We start from the raw sequence: 21041 nt of genomic DNA, 5'->3' as shown, positions 1-21041 counted from the left end.
CAAGATCGCCCGTCAAAGCAGATGGCCCGACTTCCGCGCCTTGGTGGCGAGATAGCCCTCATTGAATGCGGTCCTGCCGACTTTCAGCGGCACACGATCGACAACGCGGATGCCGTTGGCCTCCATCATCCGTACCTTCGCGGGGTTGTTGGTCAGCAGCCGAACCTCCGAAAATCCAAGCCGTCTCAGCAGGGCAGCGCCGATGCGGAAGTCGCGTTCGTCATCCTCAAAGCCCAATCTGTGGTTGGCTTCCACCGTGTCGAATCCCTGATCCTGAAGCGAATAGGCGCGCATCTTGTTGGCGAGGCCGATCCCCCGACCCTCCTGATTGAGGTAAAGGAGCACGCCCGCCCCCTCCTCTCCCATCCGCTCCAGCGCGGCGTGAAGCTGCGGGCCGCAATCGCATTTCAGACTGCCCAGCACATCCCCCGTGAAACACGCGGAATGCAAGCGTGCGAGAACCGGCTCCGCCCGTGGCGGGTGTCCTATTTCGACGGCGTAATGTTCCTCTCCGCCATCCTCCGGCCGAAAGACATGCAGGCGCCCCGCTTCCGCTGCTGCCATCGGCACGCGTGCCGACACGATCGGCAGCAGAGGTACAGCGCGCCGAAGCTCCTCTGCCGCGAGCGTGGCAGAGAGAATTGTCAGGTCATTCTCCGCTGCAAAAGTTGCGGGATGATCAAGCGGCACCAGCACGGCGGAGGGCAGCAACTGCGCGGATTTGGCAAGCTGAAGCGCCACGCGATGCAACTCCGCCCCGCCCGCCCGCTCTGCCAGCAGAGGCCCCTTCATAGGGACACGCAGATCATCCGCGGGGTCAGCCACGGACCGGAGCCAGCGGGCGTCCACATCACCGGGCACGGTGATACGGGCAAGATCATTGTCATAGGCCCGCGCCTTCAGCGTCTCCGCCCGCCAGCCGGTGATCGCGAGAACGGGGCGTCCAATCGCGCGCAGATCGCGAAGCCTTTCCTCATCCAGAGTTTCCACGGCCAGCGCCAGCGCACCTTCCGTATCGGTCATCAGGACGACAGGCAGACCCATCCGAAGGTCCGCACGCGCCCGCGCGATCCGCTCGACGATACCGGGAATGAGACTCATGAACCTGCCCCTTTCAAGACATCCTCCATCTAGGCGCTGCTGCAGGAAATTGAAACATTTCCCCGTCCCGCGACACGTCGGCGTGAGTCTTTGTAGCAATTCGCCCGCTTCCCTTGCCGGACAGCGACGGGATGCCAATGTCCCCTGCACACGATACCGAGAGGAGAGAGCCGTGCCGAACCTTAAGAAAATCCTGCTCGTCGACGATGACGATGATCTCCGCGAAGCGCTCTCCGAACAGCTCGTCATGACCGAGGATTTCGACGTGTTCGAAGCCGAGAACGGTCAGGACGCGATGGAAAAGGTCAAGGGCGGCATTTTCGATCTGGTGATCCTCGACGTGGGTCTGCCGGATACCGACGGCCGCGAACTCTGCCGCCGGATGCGTAAGCAGGGGGTGAAGTGCCCGGTTCTCATGCTGACCGGCCATGACAGCGACAGCGACACCATTCTGGGGCTGGACGCGGGCGCGAACGATTACGTCACGAAGCCGTTCAAGTTTCCAGTCCTGCTCGCACGCATCCGCGCACAGCTCCGCCAGCATGAACAGTCAGAGGACGCGGTGTTCCAGCTTGGCCCGTATACGTTCAAACCCTCGATGAAGATGCTCATCGACGAGCGGGAGCGGAAGATCCGCCTGACGGAGAAGGAGACGAACATCCTGAAGTTCCTCTACCGCGCTTCCGAGGGCGTGGTGCCGCGCGACGTGCTGCTGCATGAGGTCTGGGGGTACAATGCGGGTGTCACCACCCATACGCTCGAGACGCATATCTACCGCCTCCGCCAGAAGATCGAGCCTGATCCCTCCAATGCGCGCCTTCTGGTCACCGAGTCGGGCGGATATCGGCTGGTGGCCTGATTTCGCAGAACTTGGCGGAACCAATGTGTCCCCCGGCGCATTAGGTCCGCGAAGCCCTCCCGTATCGGGGTCAGGATACGGAAACTCCCTGTTGGCACCTCAAAGGCCCGGCCCTGCGCCGGGCCCTTTTTTATGCCGCTCCCTTGCCCTTCCCGCGCCCGGTTGGCATGGTCCCGCCGCCAGCCGGAGACGCCCATGACCTTCACCATCGCCACCTGGAACATCAATTCCGTTCGTCTTCGCGAAGGACTCGTTCAGCGCTTGCTGGCAGAGGAAGCGCCTGACATCCTGTGTCTGCAGGAATGCAAATCCCCTGTTGAGAAAATACCGGTCGAGCAGTTTCGTGCCCTCGGCTATACCCACATGGTTGCCCGGGGCCAGAAGGGCTACAACGGTGTCGCAATCCTGTCGAAACTGCCGCTCCGCGATGCAGGCGACCGCGACTTTGCCACGCTGGGCCATGCCCGCCATGTTGCGGCAGAGCTTGAGAACGGCGTGACGATCCACAACTTCTACGTTCCCGCCGGCGGCGACATTCCCGACCGCGAGGCAAATGTGAAATTCGGCCAGAAGCTCGACTTCCTGACCGACATGACGCGATTCTTTCAGGTCGAACGTCCGCACAAGGCCATTCTGGTCGGTGACCTGAATATCGCACCGCGTGAAGACGATGTCTGGAACCACAAGCAAATGATGCGCATCGTCAGCCATACGCCCGTTGAGGTCGAGCATCTGGAGCAGGTGCGGGAGTCAGGGCGCTGGGTGGATGTCACCCGGCAGGACATACCGGACGGCCGGCTTTACAGCTGGTGGTCCTATCGTTCCCCGGATTGGGACGCGGCAGACAAGGGGCGCCGCCTGGATCACATCTGGGCCACGCCGGATATCGTTTCAGCGGGCCACGAAAGCCGGGTGTTGCGGGCGGCACGCGGCTGGCAGCAACCCTCCGACCACGCGCCGGTTTTCGCTACTTTCGACCTGTAGTTCTATCGCAGGTCGAAGGCATTGACCTCTACCCGGCGGCGCTCCCCGCGCCCGGCGGTGGCACCCGTCAGGCGCACCTCCGTTCCGGGGTCAAGGGCCGCACCGTGCCAGAGCGCGGTGTCGATCCGTACCGGAATATCGCCCGAAGCATCGCGGAAGATGAAGACATCCTCCGCATGATGGGCAACGAGCGCGCCATTCAGGCTGACACGGGATGCTTCTCCAGCGGATCGCACCTCCGCGACGGAGGAGATCGTGTTTCGCCCGGACGACCCCATATACTGCGCCAGAGCCGGAGCCGCTGCGGCGCCAGCAAGAACCACGAAGGCGAGGGGCATCTGCTGCATCTTCATGACGAGAGACCTTTCTCGGAATCGCTTGACGGTTGTCACCTAGATAACCCTGAAACCGCAAAGGGTTTGTAACGGTTCCCGGCGAGCGCGCATAAGTTGCGGCAAAGATATCGCGCCTCGCTTTCGCTCTTGGTGTTTCGGACCGGTCACCTCATATAGGGAGCAGCAATTTTCCAAGGGGGCACATCCATGCTGGGACTGAGCGAAAAGAGCGCAGCACCGCAGGCAGACGCCGGGCTGATCAAGGACACGACCGAAGCGACCTTCATGGCCGACGTGGTGGAGGCGAGTCGCGATATACCGGTGATCGTGGACTTCTGGGCACCGTGGTGCGGCCCCTGCCGCCAGCTTGGCCCGGCATTGGAGGCGGCGGTTACGGCTGCCGGCGGGCGCGTCCGAATGGTGAAGCTGAACGTTGACGAGGCCCAGATGATCTCGTCCCAGCTCAGGATTCAGTCGATCCCCACGGTCTATGCCTTCTGGCAGGGCCAGCCGGTTGACGGCTTTCAGGGCGCCCTGCCCAATTCCGAAGTGAGCGCTTTCGTGGAACGCGTCGCTGCGCTGGCCGGTGACGGCGGCCTGGGTGAGGCAATCACCGCTGCGGAGCAGATGCTGGCGGAGGGCGCGGCGGAGGATGCTGCAGAAACCTTCGCGGCCATTCTGGGCGAAGACCCGGCCAGCGCCGCTGCCCTTGGTGGACTTGTACGGGCGCGGCTCGCGCTTGGACAGGTCGACGAGGCAGCCGCCCTTCTCGACACTCTCCCGCCTGAGCTTGCCACGGCCCCGGAGATCGACGCCGCCCGCGCGCAGATCGAGCTTGCCCGTCAGGCCGCGAAAGCAGGCCCCGTGGCGGAGCTCCGGGCACGCGTTGAGGCCGATCCGGCCGATCTTCAGGCACGGTTCGATCTGGCGCAGGCCCTTCACGCCAGCGGCGATGTCGAGGGCGGGGTCAACGAGCTTCTCGACCTGTTCCGCCGTGACCGGGAATGGAACGACGGTGCCGCGAAGGCGCAGCTCTTCACCATCTTCGATGCGTTGAAACCGCAAGATCCGATCGTGCTGAAGGGGCGGCGCCGTCTCAGCTCCATGATCTTCTCCTGACGGGCGGTGCCCGCCATGGCGATGATCAAGGAAGCCGACCTCCCCGATACCCTGCCGCTCTTTCCGCTGCCCGGGGCACTTCTCCTGCCCCGGTCGAAGCTGCCGCTGCATATCTTCGAGCCGCGCTACCTCGCGATGATGGAGGATTGCCTGCGGACCCGTCAGCGGCTGATCGGCATGATCCAGCCGCAGGAGGATGGCGTGTTCGCCATCGGCTGCGCAGGGCGGATCTCCTCCTTCTCGGAGACGGAGGACGGGCGCTATCTCATCACCCTGACGGGTATCGCCCGGTTCCGCCTGCTGGAAGAGGTACCGGGCTTCACTCCCTATCTGCGTGCACGGGTGGATTGGTCTGATTACCCCCGTGATATCGGACATGCCGAAACGGATCCGTCCCTTGACCGGGAGGAGTTTCTGGACCTGCTCCACCGCTTCATGGAATCGCACAGCCTGTCCACCGACTGGGGCAGCCTGAAGGAGGCGGAAGACGAGATGCTTATCAACGCCCTCTCGCAACTTCTGCCGCTCGAGGTGGAAGACCGGCAGGCACTTCTGGAAGCGCCGACCCTTACCGAACGGCGCGAAGTGCTGACGACCCTGCTCGAATACGGGCTGCACGGCGGATCGAAAGAGGAGATCATGCAATGACCACCGACCTTGCCCCCGTCGAGACGCCGGATGCTCCGTTGTTCGACCGTCGGATGCTGGAATCGCTTGTCTGTCCTGTCACCCATCAGGCGCTGTCCTACGATGCCGAGCGGCAGGAACTGGTCTCGCGCGCGGCAAAGCTGGCATTCCCGATCCGCAGCGGCATTCCGATAATGCTGGTGAGCGAAGCGCGCTGCCTGTGAGGCTCAAAGCCGGCGCGCCGCGGCGTGCCCCGCATGGCGACCGGTAGCGAAACAGGCGGTGAGGAGGTAGCCCCCGGTAGGTGCCTCCCAGTCGAGCATTTCTCCCGCGACATAGGTTCCGGGCAGGGCGTGGAGCATGAGATCCGCATCCACCCCGTCCCAGCGCACGCCGCCCGCCGTGGATATCGCCTCGTCCAGCGGGCGGAGGCCGTCGTGCCGGATCGGCAGATGCTTCAGCAGTCCCGCGAGCGCCAAGGGATCCGCCGGCAGCGGCCGGCCGAATTCCTGGATCAGCGCGATGGCTGCGGGGGAGAGCCGGAACGCCTTCCGCAAGCGATTGGCAAGGCTCTCTCCCTTCCGCGCTGCGCCAAGGCGTTCCGCCACCTGCGCTTGCGTGATGTCGGGGAGCAGGTCCATCAGCAGGGGCGCTCCGTCCCGGACTGCCGCAACCACGGAGTAGAGGCCACCGCCTTCCAGCCCGCGCGCGGAAATCACCACCTCCCCCCGGCTGCGAAGCGCGCCTGCCGAGAGGGCTATCCCTTTAAGCGGCGCGCCGTGATGGCGCTCCATCATCGGGGACCAGGGGACGATCAATCCGACATTCGCTGGCCGGAAGGGCGCAAGCGGCACCCCCTGCGCCGCCAGCTGTGCCGCCCATGTGCCGTCCGAGCCAAGCCGAGCCCAGCTTGCCCCCCCGAGCGCCAGCACGGTCGCCGGAGAGGCGATCAGCCGCCGTCCCGCGGGCGTGTCGAAGGCGACCGCCCCCTCCTCCCAGCCTGTCCAGCGCCACCGGGTGCGTATCTCCACGCCCGCCTGTCCGAGCCGCAGAAGCCAGGCGCGCAGCAGCGGCGAGGCCTTCATCGCCTCCGGAAAGACCCGCCCCGTGCTGCCGGTGAATACCCCCTGGCCCAGCCCCTCCGCCCAGTGCATGACCTGCTCCGGCCCGAAAGCGGCGAGCATCGGGCGCAACTCGGCCTCCGCTCCGCCGTAATGGGCAAGAAACGCGTCGAGCGGTTCGTTCCTGGTCAGGTTCAGCCCGGATTTCCCCGCCATCAGCAGCTTGCGCGCGGGTGAGGGCTTGCCCTCCGCCACCACGACGCGGTGGCCGGCTTCGGCCAGAACCTCCGCCGCCATCAGGCCGGCTGGCCCCGCGCCGATCACCAGCGCATCGACGGGCTCCGCGCGCTCAGACAAGGAGTGCCTTGATCCCCGCCGTCACCCCCTCCTGCGCGGCGAGCGCGGCGGCGGAAAGGTCGAGCGCCGTTTCGATGAGCGCCTCGCCCGGAACGAGCCGGTCGACCAGTCCCCAGCGCAGCGCCTCCTCCGCGCCGATCCGCTGACCGGCGAGGAAGATCATCCGTGCCCGCGACGGGCCGACGAGCGCCGCCAGGCGCCCCGGATCCGGTGCAGGCGGAACGAAGCCCAAACGGATGGCCGGATAGAAGAAAGTGGCCTGCGGCACCGCGATCCGCAGGTCGCAAGCCAGCACCATGCCATGTGCGCCCCCTGCGAGGGTGCCGTTCAGCGCGGCGATGGTCAGCCCCTGCACCCCTGCCACGGCGGCGGAAAGCTCCACCCAGATCGGGTCGGTCGCAAGCCCCGCCCGCGCCTCGTCGAGATCGGCGCCCGCGGAAAACACCTTGCCGTTGCCCGTCAGGATCACAGCGCGGGCCTCCGCCCGGCGGGCCTCCACCATGATTTCCACCAGCCGTACAAGCATGGCCCGGGTCAGCGCATTCGCCTTCTCCGGGCGGTTGAGCGTGACGAGCCACGCCCCTTCCGGCGTTTCCGTCAGGGAGATCATCCCGTCAGACCCAGCCGAGCGCGGAGACCCTCGTCGCGGAGCGCGAGCTCCTCCCCGAGGTGGACGTGCGCCTCTGGTCCGCACATCCATAGAAGCGCCCGTGCAGGCCATTCCGGCGGCACATGGACGGAGGGGTCGAGCTGACTGACCCGGTTGATGCCGGAGGCCCGGATGCGGACCTGCATCTCCGTCCGCACTGTCCCGGGCGACAGGCCCATGACGCGGATACCCTTCTGGCGGTTCTCCAGATCGCAGGCCCGCGTCAGCATCGCCGCGCCCGCCTTGCCGGAGCAGTAGGCGCTCCATCCTTCCAGCGGATTATGCGCCGCGCCGGAGGAGACAGTGAGAATGGTGCCCGCGCCCCGCGCCAGCATTTCCGGCAGAACCGCCCGCATGCCGTTATAGACGCCGGTCAGGTTGATGGTGACGGAGGCCGCCCAGTCTGCCGGATCGCTGTCCGCCAAGGGGGCGATAGGATCGACGACACCTGCATTGTTGATGAGAATATCGGGGGCGCCAAACACCGCGGCCAGCCGATCCACCGCGGCGCTCACCTGCCCGAATTCCGCGACATCGCAGGGCAATGCATGGGCGTTTGGCCCAAGTTCCGCTGCCAGCTCGACAAGCTGCGCCGCATTTCGGCCGACCAGCCCCACGCGCGCACCCTCGGCCACGAAAAGCCGTGCCGTCGCCGCGCCGATGCCACGCCCTGCACCGGTTATCAGCGCGATCCGCCCCTCTAGTTCCGCCATCCTGTCACCTCTCCGTCAGCACGCGTCCGGGATCGGGCGAAGGGCTTGACCTGCCTTCCGGCGCACCAGATGGTGGCCCCCGGCCTCCAGACGCGAAGGGTTCGACGATGCCGTATCGGAAGTTCATGCCGCAGCTCGCCCGCCCCGTGCTTAGCGCGGCGGCGATCCTCATGGCAACCACGCTCGCCGCACGGGCCGATCTGACGCCCTCAGGGCTATGGCAGGACTGGCAGGCACAGGCGAGCGCCGCGGGGCAGGAACTCTCGGCCGGAAACGCGGCGGACGCCGGCGGCACGCTCACGCTTACGGATGTGGCCTTCAGCGCGATGCACGGCTCCGACCGGATCAGCGGCACCATCCCGCAGGTCGCACTGACCGGAGCGGGCGGCGCCGTCGATGTGACGTTCAGCCCGGAATATCCCCTGGTGGTGGAGAGCACCCTGCCTCCCGATCCCGAAGCGCTCGCCGACGGAGAGGAGGAGGAGGCCGTGCCGACACGGATGACGCTCCTCATCAGCCATCCCGGCCTCGCCCTCCACGCGACGGGCGAGCCGGAGGATGTCACCTATCAGATGACCATGCCGACCCTTACCGCCACGCTGAAGGAGATGGAGACCGGCGAAACCGTGGACGGATCGCTCGCCCTTCAGATGACGGCGAGCGGTGTCACCGGCACCTACCGCTTCACGGGGGCTGCGGACGCGGACCGCAAGGTCGATACCCGCACGCAGGTGGAGGCCGCGGGCCTCACCCTCTCCCAGAGCGGGCCGGAGGGGGAGGAGGCGATGACCGATGGCCCCGGCGGCAGCTACCAGATGGTGCTTTCCGCCCAGTCGGTCGAAACCCTGTCCACCGGGGCGCTGCCCGTGATCGCCGGTGGCGCGACCTTTGCAGACCTGATCCGCCTTTCCGCCAGCGGAACGCTAAGTCACGGACCGGTAAGCCTGACCCTCACCGAAACCGACCCCGAGGGGGAGCTGCGGATCGTGGAGGCGACGGCCGAACGCGGCAGCGCGGATTACGCCCTCACCCAGGGGCAGGTCGCCTACAAGGGAGAGACGGAGGCCGGACGGCTGAGCGTCAGCGGCGGGCCGGAAGCGCCCCCGATGTCGCTCACTGCGGATCGTGCAAATTTCGACGCGGCCTTCCCTGCGCGGATCGCGGAGACCGCGGAGCCTTTCCGCTTCATGAGCAGGCTGGAGGGGGTACGCGCCGATGACCTTCTGTGGCAGCAGGTCGATCCCACCGGAATCCTGCCGCGCGACCCGGCGCTGATCTCGCTCGCCCTCTCCGGCGCGATGCGGTGGCTGGCCGACCCGTCCGACCCCTCGGCCATGGGCGAGGCGCCCTATCAGTTCGAGACGGTGAACATCGACGATCTGGACATTTCCGCCATCGGCGCGGGGGTAAAGGGGCGTGGCGCCTTTACCATCGACAACACCGACCTGACGACCTGGGACGGCCTGCCTAAACCCGTTGGCGGGGTGGACCTGACGATCCGTGGCAGCGATCAGGCGGTGGACAGGCTCGTGCAGCTTGGCCTGCTCGCCCCGCAGCAAGCGATGGTCGCCAAGATGATGCTGCAGGGATTTTCCCGCCCCGGGCCAGAGCCTGGCACGCTGACGACACGTATTGAACTTACCCAGAGCGGCTCGATCCGCGCCAATGGCAAGGGCATGCTGCCCTGAGCGCGCTTGCCCTTACGCCGGGGGTGGCCTACCTCGGAATGGTAATGGAGGCCCGAAAGAATGGCGGATCTTGAGAAACTGACCGTGGCGGTGCTGGAAGCGGCCCGCCGTGCAGGGGCGGAAGCGGCGGATGCCCTTGCCGTGGACGGCTCCAGCGTGGAGGTCGACGTCCGTCACGGGCGGCTGGAACAGGCTTCGCGCTCCGACGGGGTGGAGATCGGTCTCCGCGTGCTGATCGGCAAGCGGCAGGCCTGTGTCTCCGCCTCCGACATCAGCGCACGCACGCTGGACGAGATCGCCGAACGCGCCGTCGCCATGGCACGCGCCGCCCCAGAGGATCGCTGGATCGGGCTTGCAGACCCTGAGCAACTGGCGCGGGACTGGAACACGGCGGTGCTGGAGCTTTCGGCGGAGGAGGAAGCGCCCCTTCCCGCCGATCTCGAGGGCCGCGCGCGGGAGGCGGAAGCCGCCGCGCTCTCCCACAAGGGTATCGAACAGGCGGAAAGCTCCGCTACGGCAGGGGTCCGCCGCATCCATCTGGCCACGAGCAACGGGTTCTCGGGGGGCTATGCGCGGTCCTGGCATTCCCTCTCCTGCCTTGCCATCACCGGGACGGGCACCGGCATGGAGCGGGATTACTATGCCGACAGCCGCGTCCGCCTTGCCGATATGGATACTGCCGAAACCATCGGCCGCATTGCGGCGGAGCGGACGCTGGAGCGCGCCGGCGCGCGCAAGCCAGCCACGGGCATGTTTCCCGTGCTGTTTGACGAGCGGATCTCCAGCTCGCTCATCGGGCATCTGCTGGAGGCGGTGAACGGCAGCGCCATCGCGCGCGGTTCCTCCTGGCTGCGGAACGCGTTGGGAGAGGTCGTGCTGCCGGAAGCGATGAGCCTTACCGAAGACCCGCTCCGCGCCGGCGTTTTCGGCTCCCGCCCCTTCGATGCGGAGGGTCTGCCCGCCCGCCCCCGCCATATTGTGCGCGACGGGGTGCTGACGGGTTGGACGCTGGATCTCGCCACGGGGCGGCAGCTCGGCATGGAGAGCACGGGGAATGCGGTGCGCGGCACCAGCGCACCCCCGTCGCCCGGTATTACCAATGTCACGCTGAGCCAAGGTCAGGCCACGCGCGATGATCTGCTTTCCGCCATGGGAACCGGGCTTCTGGTCACCTCCTTCATCGGGGCGACGATCAATCCCAATACAGGGGATTATTCGCGCGGCGCGTCGGGATTCTGGGTAGAGGGCGGGCAGATCTCCTATCCGGTGAACGAATGCACGATCGCGGGCAACCTGCGCGACATGCTGGCGCGGATCGTTCCGGCCAATGACGCGCGCACTCATCTGTCCCGTGTGGTGCCGAGCCTTTTCGTCGGGGAAATGACGGTTGCCGGATCATGATGACCTCGCACTCCTGATTGACGCGGCCCGGCGGGCGGGGGAGATCTCGTCCCGCTACTGGCGCCGGAAGCCGGAGGCATGGGAAAAACCGGACGGCGCGGGGCCTGTGACGGAGGCCGATCTTGCCGTCAACCAGATGCTGCGAGAGATGCTGGCCACGGCACGGCCGGATTACGGCTGGCTGTCAGAGGAAAGCAACGATAACGAGGCACGCCTTGGCGCGCGGCGGGTCTTCATCGTCGATCCCATAGACGGCACGCGTTCCTTCATGGCGGGAGAGCCGAGCTTTGCGCATTCCATCGCGGTAGCGGAGGAAGGGCGCGTGATTGCGGGTGTCGTGTATCTTCCGCAGATGGCCGCGCTCTATACGGCAACGGCGGACGGCCCGGCGGCCCTGAATGGCGTGCCCATAGGGGCCAGCGGACGGACGGATCCGTCGGGGGGAACGATCCTCGCGACAAGACCGGTGCTTCAATCCGGCATATGGCGGGGCGGAGTGATCCCGCCGATGCGGCAGGTATTCCGCGCCTCCATCGCCTTCCGGCTTTGCCTGATCGCAGAGGGGCGGTTCGATGCGCTGGTCGTGCTTCGTGACACCTGGGAATGGGATATGGCGGCCGGGGGACTGATCGCCGCACGGGCGGGGGCAGTGGTGACGGATCGGCGTGGAGAGCAGCCGCTGTTCAACCGGCGCATACCCCTGGTCCCAGGAATCGTCGCCGCCTCGCCCGAATTGCAGGGAAAGCTGCTGGACGGGCTGCTGCCCGATCCGTGAACCAGCCTCCCTTGAGGCGCGCGGGCACATGTCGTAACTTCCGCCATCCTCAACAAGGCTGGAAGGACGGCAAATGCAACGCCTGCATCTCGTGTTCGGGGGAGAGCTGAAAGATGTCTCCTCAACCGTTTTCAGCGACGTGAAGGCCATTGATATCGTCGGCATCTTCCCGGACTACGCTTCCGCCTATTCCGCGTGGAAATCGGCAGCGCAGCGCACGGTGGACGAGGCCCAGACCCGTTATTTCATCGCGCATCTCCATCGCCTGCGCGATGAGGAGCGGGAGACGAGCACGACCGAGGAGCTCGGTGGCTGACCTAGGCGCCCAAGCTTCGCAGGCAGAAGATCTGCCCGCCGCGACAGCGGATACCACACCGAAAGCCGCCGGGAAAACCGGCGGATCCTTTGCCCTGCGCACTTATCTGCGGATCGGCGCAGCCCCTCCCCCCGGCGCTTCCGACGCGGAAGCAACCCTTGCCGCGCGACCTGAGGGGACCGTCCTGTGGTTCCACCTGGCTTCCGCAGGGCACCGTGCCGCAGCCGATGAGCTTGTCCGCCGCCTGCGCCGCGTTCGACCCAGCGCGCAGGTGGTGATGACGGGGGAGGAAACTGGCACGGACAGCCCCCAGACGGAGGCCGCAGCCGCCCGGTTTCTGGAGCACTGGCGACCGGGGCTGATCGTTCTCGTCGGCGGAGAGCTCCTGCCAGCGGTGATCGATGCCGGTTATCGTCGCGGCACCCCGATCATCGTGATCGACGGCGTGAGTGCGCCCGCACGGGGCGGCTGGCGCTGGTGGCCCGGTGTCTCCCGAGCGATGCTGCGCCGGATCTCCCGGATACTGGTGCAGGACGAAACTGCGCTCCGGAACTGGCGGCGGATGGGGGCGCGCCCGGAGCAGGTGGAGATCTCGGGCCGTCTGGAAGAGGGTCATGGGGCGCTCCCCTGCACCGAAGCGGAGCGTGACGATCTCGCTCATATGCTCCGCACACGTCCGGTCTGGCTCGCCGTGGGGCTGCCCGAGGCGGAGGAGACGGTCGCCATCGCCGCTCATAATGCTGCTCTGGGGCTCCGTCATCGGCTTTTGATGATTGTCGTTCCCGAAGACCCGGAAAACGGCCCCGCCCTTGCCCGCCGTCTTCAGGAGGAAGGCTGGGAAGTGGCGCTCCGCTCGCGGGAGGAGGAGCCGGTGGAAGCCGAGCAGATCTATATCGCCGATACGGAGGGCGAGCTTGGCCTGTGGTATCGCCTTGCCCCGGTGACCTATTTCGGCGGCACACTTTCGGGCAAGGGTACGCCGCGACATCCCTATGAGGCCGCTGCACTCGGCTCCGCCATCCTGCATGGCCCGAAGACCGATCCCCATTCGGCTGCCTATGCCCGGCTGGGGCGCGGGGGCGCATCGCGTGTCCTGCGGGGCGCGCCGGAATTCGGCAGCGCGCTCAGCGAACTGCTGGCTCCCGACCGGGCGGCGCAGATGGCTCACAATGCCTGGGAAGTGACCTCCAGCGGCGCGGAAGTCACCGACGGGGTCGTCGAGCTTCTGCTCCGCGCGCTTGATGAGGCCGCGGCGGCAAAGCTCGGCGGGGCGGTCTGATGCAGGCACCAAGGTTCTGGTTTACCTCACCGGAGCGGCCGGATTGGCGCGCAAGGCTCCTTGGCCCATTGGGCTGCATCTATGCCTCCGCCACGGCACGGCGTGTCGCGCGCGCGCCGGAGCTTCAACCGGAAGTGCCCGTGATCTGCGTGGGCAATATCAATGCAGGCGGCACGGGAAAGACGCCAACCGTCATTGCGCTTCTCCAACGGCTCGCTGATCGGGGTGTGACGGCGGGGGTGGTCTCCCGCGGTTATGGGGGCAGGCTTCCCGGACCGGTGCGGGTTGATCCTGTCCGCCACCGGGCTGAGGAGGTGGGCGACGAACCTTTGCTGCTCGCTGCCTTCGGTCCCGTCTGGGTCGCACGCGACAGGGCGGCAGGGGTAAGAGCCGCCATTGCGAGCGGGATGAAAGCCGTGCTGCTGGACGACGGATTGCAGAACCCTGCCGTTGCCAAATCCCTCTCCCTCGTGGTCGCCGATGCGGGAACGGGGTTTGGCAATGGCCGCGTCCTGCCCGCCGGACCGCTGCGGGAACCTGTAGCGGCGGGGCTGAAGCGGGCAGACCTGCTGCTGACGATCGGCGATGCCGCGGCGCAGGCCCAATTCGATGGGCAATGGGGGGCGGACATCCCTGTGCCCCGGCTGCGCGGGGCGCTGATCCCGCTTCAGACCGGGATGGACTGGGACGGGCTTCGCGTTCTGGCCTTTGCGGGGATCGGACGCCCCGAAAAGTTCTTTGCCACCCTGCGCTCGCTTGGCGCAGAGATCGTGCGGGCGGAGGCTCTACCGGATCATGCGGCCTTCTCTGCCCCGCTGCTGAACCGGCTGGCGGCCGATGCGCGAACAGGGGGATTGCAGCTCGTCACGACGGAAAAGGACGCGGCGCGATTGCCCGCCTCCTTCCGCTCCAGCGTGCTTACCCTGCCCGTCCGTCTTGTCCTGGAGGACTGGGGGCCGCTGGATGCGGCCCTCGACAGGATCGGGTTGTAGTTACTGGATATCGGAAAAAGCGCGGCGGAGGCGATCCACGGCCTCCTCCACCCGGCTGCGCGGCGTGGCAAGGTTGAAGCGAAGGAAACCGTCCCCGCCCCGCCCGAAGGTGGTGCCGTGGTTGGCCGCGATGCCCGCCTCTCCCTCCACCCGCCGCAGGACTTCGGCCTCGCTCATGCCGAGGCCGGTGAAATCCACCCAGGCAAGATAGGTCGCCTCCAGCGGCATGGAGAATATTCCCGGGATAGCCGAAAGGCCGTCATCGAAAACTTCGCGGTTGCCCTCCAGATAGGTCATCAAGCCATCCACCCAGGCCGCGCCCTCCGGCGAATAGGCAGCCGTGGCCATATGCAGCCCGAAGCTGTTGGGGGAGATGCCCACCGCGCCCAGCGTCGCCTGAAACCGCTTGCGCAGATGCGGGTCCGGGATAATCACATTGCCGGTGTGGGAGCCGGCGATGTTGAAGGTCTTGGTGGTCGCGGTCATCATCACCAGACGGTCGAGGATATCCGGCGCGGCCAGCGGCATGGCGGTATGCTTCTGCCCCGGATAAATCAGGTCGTGGTGAATTTCGTCCGAGACGAGGATCAGGTCGTGCCGCTTGGCGAAATCGGCAAAGCCACGCAGCTCCTCCACTGTCCAGACACGACCGCCCGGATTGTGTGGCGAGCAGAGGATCACCATCTTCTCCCGCCCGGTCATCTGGGCATCCGCAGCGGCGAAATCCGGCACGTAACGGCCTTCGTCCAGCGCCAGCGGGCATTCCACGACCTCCCGCCCGGCGGCGCGGATGACACGGGCAAAGGCGTGGTACACCGGCGTGAACAGCACGACACCATCCCCCGGCTCCGTCCATGTCTGCACACAGAGACCCGTGCCGTTCACCAGCCCGTGCACGGTCATGATGGCCTCCGGCTCCACCTCCCAGCGATGCCGCTCGGCCATCCACCAGCGTATGGCGTCGAGATAGGCCCCGTCATCGCCGAAATAGCCATAGATACCGTGCCGCGCCATGTCTTCGACCGCCCGCTGCACCGCTTCCGGGGGTCGGAAGTCCATATCCGCCACCCACATCGCGATGCCGGTATCGGCGGATACCCCGTAGTTCCGGCTCATCATGTCCCATTTTGAGGAATGCGTGCCGCGGCGGTCGATCACCTCATCGAAATCGGGGGCAGAGGTCATGGTCATCTCCTTTTCTGGGCCGAAGCCTTATCTCCGGGGTTTCGAGGTGCAACCCCCTATCCCAACCGGGGAAGGAGAAAGTGTTGGCGAAGTTCTGTGGTACCCCCATATTTGCCGATAGACGCGCCACCGAGCCGCCCGCTGATGAAGGAGCAAGCCATGGCAGATGCGATCTTTGCCAGCGCCCGAGCAGAAGACCCGCTGGCCGCGCTTTCGAGAGTGCCGGAGGGCGCGCTTGCGATCATCACTCACGTGGAGGGGCCGTCCTATCGGCCTGTCGGCGCGATGATGGCCGTGTCGCCTGATGGGGCGCGCATCGGAATGCTGTCCTCTGGCTGCATAGACGGTGATGTCGCGCTTCATGCCGCCGAAGCCATGACAGACAACCAGCCGCGCAGGTTGCGTTACGGCGCAGGCTCGCCCTTCAGGGATATAGAACTGCCCTGCGGAGGCGGGCTGGACATCCTGATCCTGCCCCGTCCTGACCGGGCAGTGCTTGCGAGGGCCGTTGCAGCACGGGAGGCGCGCAAGACGATCTCTCTCGTGGTGGAGCCTGACGGGCGGCTCATGGAAGCGCCCACGGGCGGGGCCTCAACCGGGCAGGAGGGCGACCGGTTCCACCTTTGCCTGACGCCCGATCTGCGGTTTCTGGTATTCGGGCGCGGCCCGGAAGCTGCCACTTTCGCAGCCTTCGTGCGGAGCGCGGGCTGGTCCATCGAGGCATTCTCTCCAGACCCGGAGAGCCTCCTCGGGTCCGGCGCCGTCGTGACCACCCTTGCACGCCCGACGATGCCTGATGTTGCGGTCGATCCATGGACGGCAATCGTCCTGTTCTTCCACGATCACGACTGGGAGCCGGAGATCCTGAAGGGTGCGCTGGCCACGGATGCCTTCTATATCGGCGCTCTCGGCAGCCAGCGGGCGCGCCGCCTGCGCTCTGCAAGGATGCGCGATCTGGGTGTGAGCGAGGCGGATATTGCCCGGGCGCGGGGTCCGGTAGGTCTCATCCCCTCCGCTCGCGATCCGAGGACATTGGCCGCATCGGTTCTGGCGGAGGTGCTGGGAGAGGCGCAGCGCATCGAATTCTGAAGGCCCTCCCAATCAAACCTTGGCGGCATGGGGCGGTCGCGCGATGCGACCTGGGCCCTTCACTCCGCAAGGCGGCCATAGAAATCCGACGCCGGATCCGTCAGCACCATGCTGCGCAGCCTGTCCCAGAGATGACGGCGAAGCCGTGCGAATTCCGGCTCTCCGCGTGGATCGCGCCGCCAGCGCGGGCGGGGAAACGGAACCTCGATCACCTCTGCCACCCGCCCCGGTCGCGGCGACAGCAGAACGACCCTGTCGCCCACCATGAGCGCCTCATCCACGCTATGCGTGACGAAGAGAATGGCGGGGCCATGAGCTGCGCTTTCGGTCAGGCGCATCGTCTCTGCCTGCATGAGTTCGCGCGACTGCGCGTCGAGGCTGGCGAAAGGTTCGTCCATGAGCAAAAGCCCCGGCTCCCGCGCCAAAGCCCGTGCCAGCGCCGTGCGCTGGCGCATGCCGCCCGAGAGCTGCGCCGGATAGGCGTCGGCGAATCTGGTCAGCCCCACAAGATCGACATAGCGCCGAACGCGCTCGGCCCGCTCTGCTGCGGGCAGGTCCGGGAGGGCGAAGGCCACGTTTCCCGCGACGGTCTTCCATGGCAGGAGGCGGAAGGACTGAAAGACGATCGCGCTTTCGCCGCCTGGTCGCGGAGGTTTCCCGCGGACCATCACTGTCCCGCCCGTAGGCTGCACCAATCCGGCAGCAATGCGAAGCAGGGTGGTCTTGCCGCAGCCAGAGGGGCCAAGCAGCACGACCTTCTCGCCCCGCCGCGCATCGAGGCTGATGTCAGACAGCGCGGCTGCCCCACCCGCGAAAGCGTGGGAAACGTGCTCAAGAGCAAGATAGGGATCGGTATCTGTCACAGGCAGGCCATTATCTGCTGGGTCTGTCCTGACCTTCTGCCACCCCGATCCTGCTCAGCACGGCATCTTCAGGGCCGAAATCCACCCAGCTTTCCATCGCTGGCCGGGGCTTTCCGGCGAAATCCTCGGTCTCCCAGAGCCAGTCGACCGTGCTGTCCAGTTCCGCCTTCTCCAGCCCGCCGTTCACGCTCCAGCTCTGCGCGAAAGCCTGACCAAGCTTGACGAGTGTTTCATGGGACACGTCGGGGCGGGCCTTCTCCATCGCCGCGACCCATGCCGAGGGATCCGCGGCAAAATCCCGCGCGGCGAGGGTCAGCGCTTCAATGACGGCCTCGACCTCCTCTCCACGCTGCTCCAGCACTGCTGTCGTGACGGCATTGACCTTGGAGACGACGGGCGCGGCGGCGTAGAAATCCTCAACCCCGACCAGCACGGAAAGGCGATCCGCCTCCGGTATGGATAGGAAGGTACCGATCGACATGGTTGTCGCCGCGATCCGCCCTGCCACGAGTGCCTGCGCCCGCACATTCGGCTGGCCGAGCGGCACAAGTTCCACGGTGGCGGGATTCACTCCGTTCGCCGCCAGAACCCGGACTGAGAGAAGGTGATCCACGCTGCCGATACGTCCGATCCCGAAGGCCTTGCCAGCAAGCTCCGGCACGGTGTTCAGACCGGAAGCGACGATCATGTAGGGGAGCGCCTTGTTGGGCGAGGTCACGGCGCGGATGTCGCTCACTCCCTGAAGGCGGAGCTGGAGCAGCGCCTCCACCCCGACATTCGCCATCTCCCCCTCCCCTGAGCGCAGCGCGGCGATGGCGAGCGGGGTCTGCTGCACACGCACGAACTCCACCTCCACGCCGGCGCGGTCGAAGTATCCCTCCCTCTCCGCCAGCTCCATGACGGAATTGGGAACCAGCGGTGTTTCCATGTCGGTCACGATCACCCGGAAGGGTGCGGCGCTTGCGGGCATTGCAAGCAGGATAGCGACGGCGCCCGCCGTGAACAAAGCTCTGACAGTCATCTTTTTCCTCTCCCCATCTTCCCTTGCCTCAGCGCGACGATGCATCTCTCCACCGCGTCAGCCGGTTCTCCAGATGACGGAGCGTCTCCGTGACTGCAACGCCCACCAGAGAGAGTGTGAGCACAACGACGAAGTACTCGGCCATCCGGAAGGAATTGCCATAGATCGCCAGCAGCCCGCCAAGCCCCGTCACCGCCGTGTAAAGTTCCGCCACGACGGTGTTTATCAAACCGATCGTCGCGCCCAGCCTGAGCCCGACCATCAGGATCGGCAAGGCCCCCGGAAGTATGACATGCAGAAAGATCCGCCCCGGCGAAGCGCCGGTTGCGCGGGCCATTTCCACGAGATCAGGATCCGCATCGGAGACGCCGGCATAGGTGTTGAGGACCACCGGCATCACCGCCCCCATGAACACGATGAAGGCCTTCGCCTCCACCCCCAGCCCGAGCAACACGATGATGAGGGGAACGAATGCCACGCGCGGCGTCGCGGCCAGCGCATAGACAAAGACGTCAAGCATATGCCCGAGAGGCCGCACCACGCCCATCAGCACTCCCACGGCGATACCTACGATCCCCGCGCTGATCGTGCCCAGCAGGTAGACCCGCAGGCTCGCCAGAAGCGCGGTCGTGAGCTCGCCATCGGCGAGCAGCCGGGAAGCGGCAGACAGCGTGGCAAGGGGGGTCGCGAACAAGCCAGGCGGCAGCCTCTGCGCCGTGATCTGCCATGCGAGAAGGATCAGCGCGAGAAACAGCAGCCTGAGGCCGATAACCTTCACGTCGTCAATCCTTGCTCCCCGCCTGTCGGACAAGAGAGCAGAGGGGCGGGCGAATTGCCAGCCCCCATGCAGCCCTCATGCATCGCCGCTCAGGGAAGCGTGCGCAGACCGCCCCCGTCCGTCACCAACTGCTGGGCAAGGTGGCGGGCGAGCGGCCAGGGGCCGTATCCGCTCTCGCTGTCGATCCCGCCTGCATGGCCGAGATCGAGCATATCGGCCTGCCAGATCTCCGCCAGCCGCCGGGCCGTCAACCACGGCAGAGCGGGATCATTGCGGCTGGCGACGAGCACGGCGGGAACGTTCAGCGGCAATTTCGGCGGCGCGAAAATCTCCAGCCCCCGGGGGGCGACCAGCAACGCGCCCCCTGCCTTGATCTGCGGCCAGGAGGCGATCACGCGCGCGATCAACGAGGCGCCCAGACCATGGCCCACCAGCGTCGCTCCGGGATGCTGAAGCAGGATACCGGCCAGTTCCACCTCCCATTGCCGGGGACAGGGACGATGCCAATCCATCTGCTCCACCAGCAGCGCACCGGGAACAGTGCTCGCCAACCAATGTTGCCAATGCGGCGCAGGGGCGCCTCCCAGACCGGGAACGATAAGCATCTTAACCATGAAACCTCCGGACAAAGGCAGTGATCTCCCCGCCCTGCGGGGAGATCACTGTCGGGTCATGAACGGGCGAGGCCCGGGATGGTTCCCGAAAAACATCGCCCGATCCGGGGTTTGGCCGCTGGCACCTAGGCCAGCATGTCCCGCACCATCGGCGCGACACGGGTTCCATAGAGCTCGATGCACCGCATCAGATTGTCATGCGGCAGCGGCCCGGCAGAGTATTTCAGGTCAAACCGCACGAGACCCAGAGCCTTTACCGAGCGGGCGATCTTGCGCGCTACGGTCTCCGGACCGCCGACGCAGAGGGCGCCATGCTCCACTTCCCGCTCGAAATCCTCGCGCCGAAGCGGCGGCCAGCCCCGGCCGGCGCCGATACGGTCGTGCATCTCTGCATAGGGGCCGAAGAATTCCGCCTTGGCGGTGTCGTCATCCACCGCGACATAACCCGGCGAATGCATCCCCACCGGCTGCACCGGCGCGCCGGTCTGGGCAAACACCTTGTGGTAAAGGTCCACATAGGGGCGGAAGCGTGTCGGATCCCCTCCGATGACCGCGAGCATCATCGGCAGATCATGGCTCGCCGCACGCACGACCGATTCCGGGCTGCCGCCGACCCCGACCCAGGTGCGCAGCGGCCCCTGCTCCAAGGTCGGAAACACCTCGGTATTCTTCAGCGGCGCCCGGACGCTGCCCTGCCATGTGACCGGCCCGCCCTTGGCCAGTTCGGCAAAGAGCGCGAGCTTCTCCTCGAAAAGCCGTTCGTACTGGTCCATCGGATAGCCGAAGAGCGGAAAGCTTTCGGTGAAGGAGCCGCGTCCCACGATCACCTCCGCCCGCCCGCCGGAGATGGCGTCGAGCGTGGAGAACCGCTGAAACACCCGCACCGGCTCGTCCGAGGACAACACCGTGACCGCAGAGCCAAGACGGATCCGTTCCGTTCGTGCGGCAATGGCCGCCAGAACCACCTCCGGCGCAGAGACTGCGAAATCCGCGCGGTGATGCTCCCCCACCCCGAAGAAGTCGAGACCGAGACTATCTGCCAGAACACCTTCTTCCACCACGTTGCGGATGGTCTGCGCATGGGTTTCCGGCCCGCCGGCGGCGGTATTCATGACGTCCCCGAACGTGTCGAGGCCGAGTTCCAGAGCCTGTGCCATGGGAATTCCTCAATGGTTTCCTGCCAGATAGGTACGCGGACCGGAATGTTCCAGATCGGGCGGCCTGCGCGCGGAACC

At 66.2% G+C, this 21041-nt stretch carries 23 protein-coding genes; 12 read left to right on the top strand and 11 right to left on the bottom strand.

The window, feature by feature from the left end; genetic code table 11:
- Window positions 1–12: 12 nt before the first annotated feature.
- Window positions 13–1101, bottom strand: coding sequence for a GTP cyclohydrolase II (ribA, locus tag CN97_RS13815; RefSeq protein ID WP_035712561.1), 1089 nt, complete (start codon window positions 1099–1101; stop codon window positions 13–15).
- Window positions 1102–1273: 172 nt separating this feature from the next.
- Here ribA and CN97_RS13810 point away from each other — a divergent pair, with 172 nt between their 5' ends.
- Window positions 1274–1960: a response regulator transcription factor gene (locus tag CN97_RS13810; protein WP_035712558.1), complete on the top strand. Its 687-nt coding sequence runs from the start codon at window positions 1274–1276 to the stop codon at window positions 1958–1960.
- Between the two features lie 195 nt (window positions 1961–2155).
- A complete protein-coding gene (locus CN97_RS13805) occupies window positions 2156–2944 on the top strand; it encodes an exodeoxyribonuclease III (protein ID WP_035712548.1) in 789 nt (262 codons plus the stop codon).
- A 2-nt stretch (window positions 2945–2946) separates the two neighbouring features.
- Here CN97_RS13805 and CN97_RS13800 read toward each other — a convergent pair whose 3' ends face one another.
- The gene (locus tag CN97_RS13800) at window positions 2947–3297 is read right to left on the bottom strand and encodes a NirD/YgiW/YdeI family stress tolerance protein (RefSeq protein WP_035712545.1); all 351 of its coding nucleotides are present in this window, start codon (window positions 3295–3297) and stop codon (window positions 2947–2949) included.
- A 189-nt stretch (window positions 3298–3486) separates the two neighbouring features.
- Here CN97_RS13800 and CN97_RS13795 point away from each other — a divergent pair, with 189 nt between their 5' ends.
- Genes CN97_RS13795 through CN97_RS13785 form a run of 3 tightly spaced genes read left to right on the top strand, consistent with a single transcriptional unit; the run spans window position 3487 to window position 5249 of the window.
- Window positions 3487–4398, top strand: a complete 912-nt coding sequence (locus tag CN97_RS13795) for a thioredoxin family protein (RefSeq protein WP_035712543.1) — start codon at window positions 3487–3489, stop codon at window positions 4396–4398.
- A gap of 21 nt (window positions 4399–4419) precedes the next feature.
- Complete coding sequence (locus tag CN97_RS13790; protein WP_035712684.1) at window positions 4420–5046, top strand: LON peptidase substrate-binding domain-containing protein; 627 nt, start codon at window positions 4420–4422, stop codon at window positions 5044–5046.
- Window positions 5043–5249 (top strand): Trm112 family protein, encoded by a 207-nt coding sequence (locus CN97_RS13785; protein WP_035712541.1) that lies wholly within the window; start codon window positions 5043–5045, stop codon window positions 5247–5249. The genes CN97_RS13790 and CN97_RS13785 overlap by 4 nt, the downstream gene beginning before the upstream one ends.
- Before the next feature lie 3 nt (window positions 5250–5252).
- Here the strand turns inward: CN97_RS13785 and CN97_RS13780 are convergent, their stop codons facing one another.
- The 3 genes from CN97_RS13780 to CN97_RS13770 are packed head-to-tail and all read right to left on the bottom strand — an operon-like array spanning window position 5253 to window position 7805.
- On the bottom strand, window positions 5253–6443 hold the full coding sequence (locus CN97_RS13780; RefSeq protein WP_035712539.1) for a TIGR03862 family flavoprotein: 1191 nt from the start codon (window positions 6441–6443) through the stop codon (window positions 5253–5255).
- The gene (locus CN97_RS13775) at window positions 6436–7053 is read right to left on the bottom strand and encodes an enoyl-CoA hydratase/isomerase family protein (protein WP_035712537.1); all 618 of its coding nucleotides are present in this window, start codon (window positions 7051–7053) and stop codon (window positions 6436–6438) included. The genes CN97_RS13780 and CN97_RS13775 overlap by 8 nt, the downstream gene beginning before the upstream one ends.
- Window positions 7050–7805: an SDR family oxidoreductase gene (locus tag CN97_RS13770; RefSeq protein ID WP_035712536.1), complete on the bottom strand. Its 756-nt coding sequence runs from the start codon at window positions 7803–7805 to the stop codon at window positions 7050–7052. The genes CN97_RS13775 and CN97_RS13770 overlap by 4 nt, the downstream gene beginning before the upstream one ends.
- Before the next feature lie 107 nt (window positions 7806–7912).
- Between CN97_RS13770 and CN97_RS19940 the strand changes: the two genes are divergently transcribed.
- The 6 genes from CN97_RS19940 to lpxK all read left to right on the top strand — a co-directional run bounded on the left by CN97_RS19940 (window position 7913) and on the right by lpxK (window position 14256).
- The gene (locus tag CN97_RS19940; RefSeq protein ID WP_131389377.1) at window positions 7913–9493 is read left to right on the top strand and encodes a DUF2125 domain-containing protein; all 1581 of its coding nucleotides are present in this window, start codon (window positions 7913–7915) and stop codon (window positions 9491–9493) included.
- A 60-nt stretch (window positions 9494–9553) separates the two neighbouring features.
- Window positions 9554–10894 (top strand): TldD/PmbA family protein, encoded by a 1341-nt coding sequence (locus CN97_RS13760; RefSeq protein ID WP_035712528.1) that lies wholly within the window; start codon window positions 9554–9556, stop codon window positions 10892–10894.
- On the top strand, window positions 10881–11669 hold the full coding sequence (locus tag CN97_RS13755) for an inositol monophosphatase family protein (RefSeq protein ID WP_035712521.1): 789 nt from the start codon (window positions 10881–10883) through the stop codon (window positions 11667–11669). The genes CN97_RS13760 and CN97_RS13755 overlap by 14 nt, the downstream gene beginning before the upstream one ends.
- Window positions 11670–11742: 73 nt before the next feature.
- Complete coding sequence (locus tag CN97_RS13750; protein ID WP_035712519.1) at window positions 11743–11985, top strand: DUF4170 domain-containing protein; 243 nt, start codon at window positions 11743–11745, stop codon at window positions 11983–11985.
- The gene (locus tag CN97_RS13745) at window positions 11978–13264 is read left to right on the top strand and encodes a 3-deoxy-D-manno-octulosonic acid transferase (protein WP_051911254.1); all 1287 of its coding nucleotides are present in this window, start codon (window positions 11978–11980) and stop codon (window positions 13262–13264) included. Before CN97_RS13750 ends, CN97_RS13745 begins: the two co-directional genes overlap by 8 nt.
- The gene (gene lpxK / locus CN97_RS13740) at window positions 13264–14256 is read left to right on the top strand and encodes a tetraacyldisaccharide 4'-kinase (RefSeq protein WP_035712507.1); all 993 of its coding nucleotides are present in this window, start codon (window positions 13264–13266) and stop codon (window positions 14254–14256) included. Before CN97_RS13745 ends, lpxK begins: the two co-directional genes overlap by 1 nt.
- Here the strand turns inward: lpxK and CN97_RS13735 are convergent, their stop codons facing one another.
- Window positions 14257–15441, bottom strand: coding sequence for a MalY/PatB family protein (locus tag CN97_RS13735; protein WP_035712504.1), 1185 nt, complete (start codon window positions 15439–15441; stop codon window positions 14257–14259). It lies immediately after the preceding gene.
- Between the two features lie 159 nt (window positions 15442–15600).
- On the opposite strand from CN97_RS13735, the gene CN97_RS20710 reads away from it, so the two are divergent.
- Window positions 15601–16530 (top strand): XdhC family protein, encoded by a 930-nt coding sequence (locus tag CN97_RS20710; RefSeq protein ID WP_051911253.1) that lies wholly within the window; start codon window positions 15601–15603, stop codon window positions 16528–16530.
- A 59-nt stretch (window positions 16531–16589) separates the two neighbouring features.
- Here the strand turns inward: CN97_RS20710 and CN97_RS13725 are convergent, their stop codons facing one another.
- The 5 genes from CN97_RS13725 to CN97_RS13705 all read right to left on the bottom strand — a co-directional run bounded on the left by CN97_RS13725 (window position 16590) and on the right by CN97_RS13705 (window position 20963).
- Complete coding sequence (locus CN97_RS13725) at window positions 16590–17393, bottom strand: ABC transporter ATP-binding protein (RefSeq protein ID WP_035712501.1); 804 nt, start codon at window positions 17391–17393, stop codon at window positions 16590–16592.
- Between the two features lie 10 nt (window positions 17394–17403).
- Complete coding sequence (locus CN97_RS13720) at window positions 17404–18414, bottom strand: ABC transporter substrate-binding protein (protein ID WP_035712499.1); 1011 nt, start codon at window positions 18412–18414, stop codon at window positions 17404–17406.
- Between the two features lie 28 nt (window positions 18415–18442).
- The gene (locus CN97_RS13715; RefSeq protein WP_242685199.1) at window positions 18443–19192 is read right to left on the bottom strand and encodes an ABC transporter permease; all 750 of its coding nucleotides are present in this window, start codon (window positions 19190–19192) and stop codon (window positions 18443–18445) included.
- An 89-nt stretch (window positions 19193–19281) separates the two neighbouring features.
- The gene (locus CN97_RS13710) at window positions 19282–19806 is read right to left on the bottom strand and encodes an RBBP9/YdeN family alpha/beta hydrolase (protein WP_035712495.1); all 525 of its coding nucleotides are present in this window, start codon (window positions 19804–19806) and stop codon (window positions 19282–19284) included.
- A 125-nt stretch (window positions 19807–19931) separates the two neighbouring features.
- Window positions 19932–20963 (bottom strand): LLM class flavin-dependent oxidoreductase, encoded by a 1032-nt coding sequence (locus CN97_RS13705; protein ID WP_035712494.1) that lies wholly within the window; start codon window positions 20961–20963, stop codon window positions 19932–19934.
- Window positions 20964–21041: the final 78 nt, after the last annotated feature.

This window comes from Haematobacter massiliensis, assembly GCF_000740795.1.
Classification (GTDB): Bacteria; Pseudomonadota; Alphaproteobacteria; order Rhodobacterales; family Rhodobacteraceae; genus Haematobacter; species Haematobacter massiliensis.
The sequence above is the reverse complement of the archived record's forward strand: the minus strand, read 5'-3'. Positions and strand labels throughout refer to the sequence as shown.